The 12,483-nt window shown below is 46.7% G+C and carries 7 protein-coding genes; 2 read left to right on the top strand and 5 right to left on the bottom strand.

The features are described 5' to 3' along the window. Positions 1-69: 69 nt before the first annotated feature. The 4 genes from BC351_RS11780 to BC351_RS11765 form a co-directional block, all read right to left on the bottom strand. Entirely contained in the window at positions 70-663 is a 594-nt protein-coding gene (locus tag BC351_RS11780; RefSeq protein ID WP_079412111.1) for a TlpA family protein disulfide reductase, read from the bottom strand. 182 nt (positions 664-845) lie between these two features. After that, entirely contained in the window at positions 846-5,087 is a 4,242-nt protein-coding gene (locus BC351_RS42195; RefSeq protein ID WP_158082057.1) for a PA14 domain-containing protein, read from the bottom strand. Between the two features lie 286 nt (positions 5,088-5,373). Next, positions 5,374-6,405, bottom strand: coding sequence for an S-layer homology domain-containing protein (locus BC351_RS11770; RefSeq protein ID WP_079412109.1), 1,032 nt, complete (start codon positions 6,403-6,405; stop codon positions 5,374-5,376). A gap of 134 nt (positions 6,406-6,539) precedes the next feature. After that, positions 6,540-9,347 carry a family 43 glycosylhydrolase gene (locus BC351_RS11765; protein WP_079412107.1) on the bottom strand — a complete coding sequence of 936 codons (2,808 nt, stop codon included), beginning with the start codon at positions 9,345-9,347 and terminating at the stop codon, positions 6,540-6,542. A gap of 378 nt (positions 9,348-9,725) precedes the next feature. On the opposite strand from BC351_RS11765, the gene BC351_RS11760 reads away from it, so the two are divergent. Both BC351_RS11760 and BC351_RS11755 read left to right on the top strand, forming a co-directional pair. Beyond that, entirely contained in the window at positions 9,726-10,760 is a 1,035-nt protein-coding gene (locus BC351_RS11760) for an SLAC1 family transporter (RefSeq protein WP_079412105.1), read from the top strand. 112 nt (positions 10,761-10,872) lie between these two features. Continuing rightward, complete coding sequence (locus tag BC351_RS11755) at positions 10,873-11,802, top strand: LysR family transcriptional regulator (RefSeq protein WP_079412103.1); 930 nt, start codon at positions 10,873-10,875, stop codon at positions 11,800-11,802. Here the strand turns inward: BC351_RS11755 and BC351_RS11750 are convergent. Beyond that, complete coding sequence (locus BC351_RS11750; protein WP_079412101.1) at positions 11,744-12,457, bottom strand: HD domain-containing protein; 714 nt, start codon at positions 12,455-12,457, stop codon at positions 11,744-11,746. The two genes, BC351_RS11755 and BC351_RS11750, sit on opposite strands and share 59 nt — an antisense overlap. Positions 12,458-12,483: the final 26 nt, after the last annotated feature.

Genomic DNA, 12,483 nt, shown 5'->3' with positions numbered 1-12,483 from the left:
ATGGCTTACTTGTTCCAACATAACGCACGTTTTCTACCGCTCTCCTCCTTTCTGAACAATTGCAGAGATTCATGAAGACTCAGCTAGATGTCTGATTTTCTCTTCCAATTCAAGCGGATCTACCATATGAAACGTATCCAGCACGAAGCCATCTTTGTCGATAAGAAAAACCGTAGGCAGCGCGTGAAGCTGATACAGATCAGCGGCATGTTTATGCTCATCCAACAGGATCGGATAGGTGAGGTTGTTCTGTTTGACGAACTTTTCGATGTTTTCCGGTTTTTCTTCGGTCGACACGTTAATGCCCAGGAAATCAACCTGATTCTTATACTGGCCGTACAACTTCCTCAGAGTCGCCACTTCAACCGAGCAAGCTTCGCACCAACTGGCCCAAAAATGGATGACAACCGGTTTATCGCGTTTGCCTCCAATCGTATGGTAAGAACCATCCAACGCTTTCAGTGTAAAAGAAGGAGCCTTGACATCATTCACGCCTGGCTTATCTCCCGAGCTGGCCAAATTCACAATGCTTTCCAACTTATGGACGTCCAGCCTCTGACCTTCCTTAGGACTGGGGTCCGTCGTTTTATGCGAGACGTGCAAGTAAAAAGGCAAGCTGCTAAGCAAGAGAATGCCAACGATCAGGCTGATCATTTTTTTCATTTGAACCTCTCCCTGAGCTTTGTTTATTTAGATTATATCTGCAAGGAAAAAGCCCGTCTTTACGCGATTAGGCCAAACTTTGCACGATTCTGACAAAAGTTCATTCCTCACGCTCAAGATCATACAAAAAGAAGCCCAGCCACGATATATGCTGTGGTTGGGCAAGTTTTATCCGGGCATGTCTATTGTAAAATCTGCCGAGCCAATGTTGCCAAATCGACTAGGTCAACGCGACCGTCATTGTTCAAATCGGCTAGTTTGTATTTCTCCCAATCTGCATCTGCAGATGTTTTGCCATAAGCGGCTGCAACAATCGCCAAATCACCGATCGAGAATTTGCCATCGCCATTGGTGTCTCCAGGCGTTGCGGTAACAACCGATTGATTAAACGTTTGCAGCGCTTGATTCAAGTCAGTAACCGCTTGCTCGACTTGAGCCTTCGATGCATTCGCATTGTTCGCAACGATGCTTGCTCGGCCGATCGCTGCTTGCAGCGCTGCTTTGGAGCCAGCTGGATACTGCCCAATCGATGATCCCTCTGTGGCAGCGTCATGCTTGCTTTGAGCCTGAGCGATGAGCGCATTCAGCGCAGCCTTATCCACATTTGCTAGAATCCGAATGCTCTGTACAGTTCCATCTATCTCTGTTTCGTTGCCTACACCATTGGCTAGTATAAGCTTGGAAAGCGTAATCCGGCTTGTTGTATCCTCTCCAGCAACCTTCGCTTTCCAGTGAAGCTTGATCAAATCGCCATTGATGCTGGAGCCACTAACGTTCACCGTGATCAGACGGACTATGCCTGGCTCCACTTTCTTATCGATGAGGATCACGCCTTCTTGTAAACTGTCTGCCGAAACAAATTCAAGTTGATTCGCATCATACAGGGCGGTCAAATCCTGAGCATAGACACTTTGTGTCACACTATCCAATCGTAGTGTAGAGTCGAAGGATTGCCCGCTCGCAATCGTTGCGGGTCCGGTTAAAGATGACGTCGGGTCATTACGGATAGGACCAACGGAGAAGTAGTCAAATTGTGCGGGGATCGATGTCCCATCCGTTGCCGAGAACGCATAGAATCCGACTTTCAGATTCGTTAATTGGACAGTAACCGGATCTGCGGCCTGTGTCCAGCCCGCGCCGTCCCAATAATACGTCGTATACACATTGCCAACCTTGCGAATTTGCAAGTAGGACGTATCGAATCCTGGATGAACGGCCATATGGCCAGCTTTGGTATAGGCGGCATTTTTCTCAAAGGCTGATTCCAAGGATTTACCCGTCGCGCCATCTGTATCCCACACGTGTCCCAGCTTTACATAGTTATCTTCATCCTGCCAAACAAACAGTCCTGCCTGCTGGTAGTTTTTCCTTACCTCAGCATTCACCTTCGTCGTGATGACGAAGTCGCCGCTTGGTGCATTTTGCAGAAACACATTCTTGATTGAATTCGAATTTCCAAAGCTGTCGCCCGAAAGTGTCTGAATTGTCAGTTTCCCGGGATTCGTCGATAGACTCCAATTCGCATTGTTTGGACGATAAATGTTCCAACTGCTGTGTAATGTCGCGCTGTCAAAGCCATCTACCGTTGATCCCTTCGGAAGCGGATCACGAACCGCAGCAAACACTTTCTCCTTGCCAGTCGTTAAGTTAAGGAGCGATTGCTGATATTCGCTGGCAGTGGCATGACTGTCTAAGAGCACTTGCTTAGCTGATTCGATCACACCTTTGTAGTGATTCAGATCATCTTGTGAATATTGACCTGGCTTATCGCCCGCTATCAGCTTTCTATAGAACTGCTCGGCTTCCTGAATACTGCTGGTCAAATCGCCCGCTGTTATCGTACCGATCAGCTCGCGATGTGCTTTGGCGATGCGATCAAAATCGAGCTTCTCCACCTTGCGGTCGTAAGAGAGCAAACCGTTGATTTCATATTCAACATCGGTAATCTGTGTATAGATCGCCGCACTCAAACCGGAGTTTGTTTTGAGACTTTTTAATTGATTAATATAGTCAATATATTTGTCCGTAATTTCTTTTTTGCTTTTCATTTCTTGGTATGAGAATACGAGCGGACTCCATTCATGTCCCGGCGTATGCAGCCCCAGACCTCCGTATTCACCAAGAACAGCAGCGCGTGTATCTGTAGGTTTCGGTGAATTCGGAGCAGGGTAGGCATGCATGTCAACAAGGTCGCCTGTTCCCGAATCTGCCCAGCCGCTGGCATTATTGATTAAGCGTGTTGAATCAAGACTTTTGACATAATTAACCGCATCCTTCGTTTGCTGTCCGCCCCAGTCGAATTCGCCCCAGCCTTCATTAAAGACTGTCCATTCGATGATGGATGGCGCGCTTCGCAGTTGATCGACCATTTCTTTATATTCCTTCAGCCACTGTGTTTTGGCCGCTTGCGTAATATCCGCGCCATGATTGCCTTGTCGATCCTCCAAGCTTGGCATATCCTGCCAGACGAGGACGCCCAGCTTATCCGCCCAATAATACCAGCGCGCCGGTTCCACTTTAATGTGCTTGCGGATTGTATTCATACCAATTCGCTTGACCGTTTGAATATCAAATTTGAGCGCCTCTTCGGTAGGTGCCGTGTAAATGCCATCTGGATAGAAGCCTTGATCGAGCGGTCCCATCTGGAAAACGAACTTGCCGTTCAGCAGCGGTCGCGTAACGCCGTCGACTTTCCCCAGCTTGATCTCCCTCATGCCGAAATAGCTGTTCACTTGATCAACGACTTGATTCCCATTTTTCAAGCGAACCTGTAAGTCGTACAAGAATGGATCATCCGGTGTCCATAGTCTTGGATTTGCTACTGGAAGCTGCAGCTCGGTTCCGGCCGGTCCGCTAATTCTCCCTGCTTCCTGACCATCTTTCAGCGCTACGGCTTCAACCGTTAAGTTGCTGGCAGGCCCGGCGGGAACGGTTACTTTCAGCACTTTATTTTGAATATCAGGCGTCATATCCAGCTTCTCAATATGTGCCGGAGCAACAGGCTCCATCCATACTGTTTGCCAAATACCGGATACGGACGTATACCAGATGCCTCCCAGCTTCTTCACGGTTTGCTTGCCGACAGCTTGATCTTCCCCCATATCGGTATTATCCAGCACATGAACGATCAGTTCATTATTGCCCGCTTGCAATTGATCGGTAATATCGAAGCTGAACGATGTATAACCGCCTTTGTGCGTGCCCACCTGCACACCGTTGACGTATACCGTAGCCAAATAATCAACGGCACCGAAATTCAACATAACTCGCTGACCGCTCCAATCACTCGGAACCGCAAACGATCTCTTATACCACATGAGATTCTCCACGCGTTTAATGCCCGAAAGCACCGATTCAGCGGCAAAAGGAACAACAATCTTCTCCTTTAGTGTTTTCCCGCTTGGCAGCGCCTCGCCTGCTTTGGCCGACTGGAATTCCCATTCCCCGTTCAAATTCTGCCATTTGTTGCGAACGAGCTGCGGCCTAGGATATTCCGGAAGCACATGATCTTTGTCCACTTGACTGGCCCATAGCGTCGTAATTTGATAGGTAGAATCATTTTGCAACATTTTTTCGAATGCTGGGATGACGGCACCGCCCTGAGCTTTCAATCCGCCTTGCCCATCATAGCTTGCCTTAACAAGCCATACATCCTTCGAGTACACCGGATATTGGAAGGTAAGCACCATGGTGGTGTTATCTCCAGTTTTGAGTGCTGCCGAAGCGATCGGCCAATCTGTGCCCATCACTTTGACGTTCAAATGATTCGCGAAGCCTTCCGGAAGCTGCGCTGCCGCTTGATCTAACTTCACTTCCGCTGTCGCGCCATCTTTAGAAACTTTCCCCCCATAGGAGAACCCGCTTGGCGGGGTGAACGCCTCTGTCGGTACCGGTGTTTTAGGCACGGACGGACTCGACCAGCGCATGTGCAAATTAGAGCCGCCGGTATTCTCGAAATATTCCACCTTGATCGCATATTTCTGTCCGGCAATCAACGGGATCGCTGCTCCCACCTGCTCCTTATCCCAATCATTGACCCAGTGATCAATGACGAGCTTATTGTCGATCCAGAGGCGGAAGCCGTTATCTCCAATCATCGAGAACGTATAATTTTCTGAATACTGGGGTTCAATGAACCCGCTCCAACGTACGTTCACATTATCCTGCTGTCCAGTCAAAATGCCAAAAGCCGGTTCCAAATTGCCAAAATCCAAATTCGGATCAAGAACCGTTGACTTTAATGTGCCGAAGTTAAACTGGGGAGAACCCGTATTGGTGTAGTACTCTCCCTTTAAGCCGTGAACGACCGGCTCGGCTGCCGCATCCGCAGCTTGTGCATGAATGGACAACATTGGAGCCGTTGAAATCGTGCCGAATGCGCAAGCTGCAATGAGCAGCTTACTTAACGTTTTCTTTAACCTCATCTTTTTTCCAGCCTCCTGATCACATATTGATAAAATGGGAGAGCGCTTTCAAAGACCTCTTTTATGAGCGGCATTAGCTCCTTTCCTCCTACTCTCGGGATGTTTACAGATACATTATGTATCAATTCGAAGAGCAAGTATTTAGGTTTATCCGTTCTTTTTTACGTTTTTTCGCTATTTCACACCTGCAACAGGAAGATCGTTACCCGCGTTACCGCAGTTTTGATCAAAAAAAGAAGCTGCACGATCGCAATTTCTGCTGATCAGGCACCTTCTCTCTCCTTGCTTATTTCATATTCAACATGTTATAAATCAACATTGCCGCTTGAGCGCGGTTCGTTGTTTCTTTGGGATGAATGCCATCGCCATAGCCTTGTATCAAACCTGACTCTACCAACGCAGCAACACTGGCGAGCGCATAATCCGATATTTCCGCAGCATCGTAATACGTGCTCTCCAAAGAAGTTCCTTGGCTTGCAGGCAGCTTATTCAGCACTTTCAAAGTGCGGGCCGTAAGCGTCATCATGTCCTCTCGGGTCACCGATGATCTCGGATGGAAGTGATTAGTCGCATCTCCCTCCACAATGCCTAAGCTTCTGGCTGCGGACAGGGCCTCATCGTAGTAAACGCCTTGCTCCACATCGTCAAAGCGCTCGCCCTTTGAACCTTTAAGCTCCAGCGCTCTTGTTAATAGCACCACAAAATCAGCACGCGTGACAGGCTGCTCCGGACTGAACAAGCGATCGCCCGTCCCATTCACAATCCCCTTGTCCGCCAAGAAGGCAATAGCCGTTTTCGCCCAGCCAAAATCACCGAGGTCATCGAATGGGAACAAATCATTCACGTTAACAGCAATTTTGGCAGTTGATTCTTGGTCGGTGCTGGCTAAAACGGAGTCAACCAATTTGACATGGCCAATCGCCAGCTCCGTCGCGCCATCGTCAATAGCTTCAAATTTTAATTTGTATAAAATCTGCTTACCACTGTCCCCTTGCGTTCGGCCGACACGCGTATGTGCGAGCTGAATATGATTGTCTTTCACAATGGGAGGAATCGAAAATCCGGGAATATCCGTAGTTGCTTCCTTCAATTTAAGCAGCTTTGGATTGAAGTCCAAATTGATTTCATACGCATAGACATCCTTCAGCTGATGCCCCTTAACGAGAACTTCAACGTTCTCTCCTTTAGATGGCTTATCGGTAACAATCGTTAGCGAATACGAAGGCCCGTCCTCTGCTGCCGCTGAAGCTCCCGTTACAATTGTCGCTGCAGCCAATGCCGTAATCAAGCTGCACGACAACATTTTTCTTACTTTCATATATCAAATACCCCTTTCCTTGCATAAGAATGTAGTCATGTTCATGATCCATACAGTCAATATAAGAAAATCTCGCAGTGAAGTATTTAGAATATAAAGAGTAAATTTGTTATTTTCGGTGATTTGAGGAGTGCTCATTCGAATGATTGAAAAATAGCTCTAGCGATGATCGCCAAATCAGCAATATCAATGATGCCATCATGGTTGAAATCTATCTTCTGAACCAGATTCCAGTCCGGGCTCGCCGAATTTTTACCATAGTTGGCGGCTCCAATGGCGAGATCACCAATGGTCACTTTGCCATCTGCATTCATATCTCCCGGCACATCAGAAGTGCCCGTGACCTTTACTTGATATGTGACAGGGGCTAGTAGTTTCTCCACACCCATGGAGTTGGCTATTTGTGCTCGCGAGAGCGTAATACTGCTCTGAGCTGTCTCTTTGTTAGCTTTCCAGTTTAATTTAAGCAATTCGCCATCCGTCGTAATAGAATGATTGGCACCTAAACTAACAAGCAGAATCCGAACTCTTCCCGGTACATCCTTCTTTAAGTCAACGACCATCAGTCCATCCTTCAAAGATTCGACTGATATCAAACTAAGCTTACCCGGATCATAATCCAATGTAAGATCCTGCGCATAGATCGCATCGACCACACTGCTTGATACATGGGTTAATCCATATTTCACCGTGAACGCAGTTCCTAATGGAACTTGAGGCACACCTGTAAGAGTACCCGTTAACTCAGTTGAAACAATGGGATTTGGTACATCTGCTTTATACATCGTTACATAGTCCAAATTCACATTGCCAATACAATCATTATCAATGCGATAACTAATGACATTTTTACCAGCTTTTAAGGTCAAACGCTCAGAAGCCGTAAACCATTCATCCCAGCTGATTGCTGTTTTATCAGGCGCAATTGTTTTTACCTGTACACCATTTACATAGACATTGATTTTTGCTCTGTCTGGCAATTGGGTTGTCGGATTGTTGGTGGATTCCCCGTTCACTTGTTCCCCATAAGCATATCTCACACCTACAATGTAATCACCGTCTTGTGCCGCATTAACGACAAAACTCGCTTCAGCACCTGATTTTTTGGGCAAGTTGATATAGCCTGTTCCTTGATAATTGGCGTGAGCCTTGCCTTTAGCAATATCCCCATAGAGAATGGCATCCTCTGCTTGATACATGTCCCCCTGCCCCAAATCGCCGGAAGGCAATTGCTGCCATACATTCGGAGCAACAGGCGTGCCAAAATTAGGCGTTCCATCTTCATTCCAAGCAAATTTCTTAATATTGACTTGCCGCCACCAGTTACGGCCCGTATCTTGATAAACACGTGAATGATAGATCATCCAATCTTCCTTACCATCTGCCGATTTGACAAAACCTGCTCTAGCAGGGCCGGATACATCATCGGTGGCAACGAAAACATCGTTTTTGCGAGTCCAAGAATTCGGGTTCAGAAAATCCCCATCTGTATTCATAAAATAAGATAACCGATAACCATCTGACGCATAGTCACCTTCCGACATGGTGATAAACACCTTCCCATCTTTTTGCAGGACACGGGGACCTTCCCATCCACCGCCAGGCAAGAAAGAACGATCTGCCGTGACCGTATAAGGGTTATCCATGGGAGCAATCGCTGGACCAATCGGTTCACCTGAACCTAAAGTCCCCCAAACGGCATAAAGTTTGCCCTTATAGTCGAATACCGTAAAGTCATTAGCTTGTTTATATACACCATTTTCGCCCGCATACAAAGCCCCTTTATCCACATATCCACCTTGCGGGTTATCCGTAACGGATTCCAAAACCGTAGCCATATGTTTATACCCATAAGCTTGCAGATCAGCACAGTAATAAATGTACCATTTGCCATCAAAGAAAAAGATTTCCGGTGCAAAAATACGAGTTTGCGTACCCTGCGAATCAAATACCATGACCTTTTCGCCTTGATCCGTCAGCGTCCGCGATTTGGATACATACACTTTATTGTTGGAGTCTAAATTACTAGAAGAAACAAAATAATAAAATCCGTCTTTATACGTGACAAAAGGATCCTGTCCTTGATACAAAGGGTTGTTAAATTTGTCAAACACCGCTGAACTCGTAACGCCCATTTCTTTCATAAAATCGGAACGCGCAATCGAAACATTTTTCATTTCAGCGATTAATAAATCCACCTTATCTCGATCACTCATTTGTTTGCCATCCAACGTATCCAGCAATTGCTTGGCAGCTATCTTCGCTGCTTTCAAGCTGTTTAATGCGCTTTCATTTACCTTAGTGGCAAAGTTTTCTGTTAAATAATCGATCTTTTGAATTTCTGCTGTCAAATCCGCTTTTTTCGTTATCATCACTCGATCCGACGGTAGATACAGCGCTGACTCTGGTACGATTTCTTTTAACTGGCTCGCACTTTCCCATTCCATACGCAGCCAAGTACCGCCCCAGCCTTGCAAATATTCAACCTTGATCTCATAGTGTTTGCCTGCTTCCAAAGAGACGGGAACACTTGTCTGTGGTTTGTCCCAAACTTGCTGCCACAAATCAATGATCTTCTCCCCATTAATCCACAGCCTGAACCCATCATCCCCGACCATATGGAAGGTATAGTTTTCTGTATATTTCGGTACAATCGTACCTGTAAAACGTGCTGTATTATAATCAGGCGTTCCTGAAAATTGATTGAAAATACTGGCAAACGAATCGCCATTCAAATTTCCTACGGCCCGCTCCCCTTTCTTATTATCGAAATTAAATATCGTAATATCCTCTCGGTTGTTAGGGTTTGGCTCGCACTTAAAAAATTCCCCCATCAATCCGTGACCATCCAGCGTCGGATCTGCCGCACGAACATTCAAACTTACGCTCAACGCGCTTGCAAAAAGGATGATTGCCAACAGTACTCCTACTACTTTTTTCAACGTTGTTCCTCCTATTTTCTCATTTATTCGTGTGTTCAACAGGGAATCAGCGAATAAAGCTCATCCCTATTGGAAGTGCTTTTAACTTAACATATTTCAAAAATTATAGATTTGTAATATCCAGATGTTTTTTACACTTTTCAACCCTTTTTTGTTTTTCGTGCGATTTTGCTGGAGTTTGCGGCTTTTTCCGGCTCGAGACTGCCTTTTGGGCAGGCTCAGCTCTCATTCCAGAACGTTTTGCCTCCATTGCAAATCGAGAACGAATCATGCATGATATCTATCAATATCATTCAATATGCGATATTGACCTATGATTAAGACTCTTTCATAATAGGGACTACTACAACAGTATGATCAAAGAGGAGACGCTCGATTATGATGATAAATCAGAAAACTGCTCAATACCGCCTTTTCCCGGTAGCGCCGGCTTCATTCTTCGCTATGACGCTAGGCTTGGCGGAGACAGGAAATATGCTTCGCTTCGCACACGATACTTGGATGATTCCCAGCATCTTCGGAGAGATCTTCGAGTTTCTAGCGGTTTTATCGTTCCTGTGGTTCGGGCTGCTTTTCATAAACAAATGGCTGCATCACAGAAGCGCTGCCATAACCGAATTGCGCGATCCGATTCAGGCTTCATTTATCGCATTGGTACCCGAGTCGCTTCTGCTGCTAGCTCTGGCAAGCTCTCACTACTTCAGTGTGCTGTCTCACACCCTTTTCTGGATTGCTTCCATTTCCAATGTCATATATGCTATGGTTCGGTTCTCCAACATGTGGACAGTGGTCCGCACTAGCGAGCAAATAACGCCATCCCTCTTCCTAACTTATACGGCTAGCGTGCTTGTCAATGCCCTTGTTGCCGGCCTTCTCGGTTACCAAACGTATGGCTGGATGCTTTTCGGCGTCGGAACGGTGGCTTGGCTCATTCTAGATTCCCTAGTATTGCAGCAGCTCATGACTGGCGGTCTCGCCACAAAATCACGCAACTTCATGGGCATCTATATGGCTCCGGCAGCTATCGTCCTTGTCGCTTATCAGGTGCTAAGTGGTGATAATTCATCCCTGATGGTAACCTATAGTTTAGCTGGCTATGCCTTCTTCTTGACGTTATCGTTGGGACTTTCTTATAAATGGCTGCGCGAGCAGGACTTTGCTCCTGGCTACTGGGCATATACCTTCGGGCTTGCTACCTTAGCGCAAGGGTTTCTTCTGATGGCTCGTGAGCAGCATGCCCCCCTCTTTCAAGCCGTGACATGGGTGCTTGTATCCATTTCACTGATGCTGACTTTAACCGTTGGAGCCCTTTCAGTCCGTTTATTCCTAGAAAAAAGATACTATCCCCCGGCTCCACATCCAGTGCTCGCTCAAAGCCGTGGGAAAGCACCTATCGATGGCGTTCAAAGATGAGCGGCCACGTTCAGTGGCAAGTTTTATCGTCAAAAAGAACCCTACCACCTCAGTGGCAGGGTTTCACTGGTTCTTATGTATGAATGAATCTAACTACTAGGAGGGTGATACTGTGGAATTGCGTCAGTTAGAATATTTTGTTGCTATATGCGAAGACATGCATTTCACGCGGGCTGCTGAACGACTGGGTGTTACCCAGCCGACTTTGAGCCACCAAATCAAAGCGTTGGAGGATGAAATAGGCACACCACTTTTTGACCGGATCGGCAAAAAAATTGCTTTAACAGCAGCTGGTTCCGTTATGAAAGCTCATACGCTTGTCATTTTTAATACACTGTCCAGCGCCAAAGATCAAATTAACGAGATTCAAGGAGGGGGCTATGGAACCCTTGCTTTAGGTTCTTTGCCCGGTGAACTCAATTATCTGATCTCATCTCAGCTGGCAGCTTTCAATCAACTGTTCCCTAAAGTGAAAATCAAGATATCGGCAGCCGAAGATGTCATCGATAAAGTTCTAAAAAATGAATTGGACCTAGCTCTCACCATCCATCCCGTGGATGACGATCGTCTCGAGCAAGACCAGCTTTACACCGAACAATTTTATTTATTGGCAGCCAGAGAACATGATTTGGCGAAGCTCGATCAGATTGATTTTAAGGAAATCGGCCAACACCCTGTCATTATGTTCCCAGCTAATCATCGCTGCCGTCAGTTGATTGACGCAACGTGCAGCACGTCCGGGTTCCATCTCGAGCCATTCATCGAAACGAACACCATTGATTCTATTTTCAGTCTGGTACGATCAGGAGTTGGGGTAAGCATTCTGTCTAAATCGTTGTGCGATCTGAAAAATGACGACAATCTTAAAGCCATCCCCATCGTCAATCCAACGATTACCAGAAAAGTCATTCTTATTTTTCTTCGCGGAAAATATATAAGCCGTGCTGCTCAAGCTTATATCGAGCTTTTACAGCAATTCGTTGTCACGCGTTCAGACTCAGCGCTAATTCCCTCTCAAATTGCTGAAGAAACAAGACAATAAATTGATGACGCGGTGCTGCTAGCTCCCTGCCGGGAGCGGTATGCATGCCTCCTGCAAGATGCAGCAGCTTCTCATAGAAATGCCGATAAACGGAGCCCTGAGGAGGAATGTCGGGGTCGAACAATGCAGCTTCCAGCATCGCTTCGTCCTCTGCCATTGGCAAGCCATGGGCTCCGCCGAACATGAACGTGCGGGCGACACCAACCGCACCAATCGCCTCGAGCCGATCGGCATCCTGCAAAATTTGCGCATCCAGCGATAATTCGCTTTCAGCCTCATCATTCTTCTTGTATCCATACCACTCATGTCGCGCTATCGCATCCATAACTCGCTCGAATTGTACTTCCTCGAGTGCAGGCATAAGCAGCGGCCCAAACTCTCTCCGCAATGCGTCGATCGCTTCCGGTCCATAATGAAGCCTGCCCGTTTGTTTCTCCTCTTTACGGTAGTAATCATGCAGCAGCCCGGCCGTCATCGCAATGCTCCGATCCGCTCCAAGCTGCCTGGCAATCTCATCGGCCAGCTCCATGACCCGAACCGCATGCAGGAAGTCATGCCCTGTCGCATCATCATTCATTTTGGTCCAAACCTTATGCACCGTTGCCATAAACCATTCCGGCAAAACCATCCGAACGAACGGAAATACGTGATTCAATCTGCTCACTCCTTTTACTCACATCC

It is taken from the genome of Paenibacillus ferrarius (genome assembly GCF_002027705.1).
In the GTDB taxonomy this organism is placed as follows: Bacteria; Bacillota; Bacilli; order Paenibacillales; family NBRC-103111; genus Paenibacillus_E; species Paenibacillus_E ferrarius.
Note: the sequence above shows the minus strand (reverse complement) of the source record. Positions and strands in the feature narration are given on the sequence as shown.

What these genes read in the sequence shown, in the direction of transcription:
- BC351_RS11760 (WP_079412105.1), top strand. Translation starts at nt 9,726, where the DNA reads ATGATGATAAATCAGAAAACTGCTCAATACCGCCTTTTCCCGGTAGCG.
- BC351_RS11770 (WP_079412109.1), bottom strand. Translation starts at nt 6,405, where the DNA reads ATGAAAGTAAGAAAAATGTTGTCGTGCAGCTTGATTACGGCATTGGCT.
- BC351_RS42195 (WP_158082057.1), bottom strand. Translation starts at nt 5,087, where the DNA reads ATGAGGTTAAAGAAAACGTTAAGTAAGCTGCTCATTGCAGCTTGCGCA.
- BC351_RS11780 (WP_079412111.1), bottom strand. Translation starts at nt 663, where the DNA reads ATGAAAAAAATGATCAGCCTGATCGTTGGCATTCTCTTGCTTAGCAGC.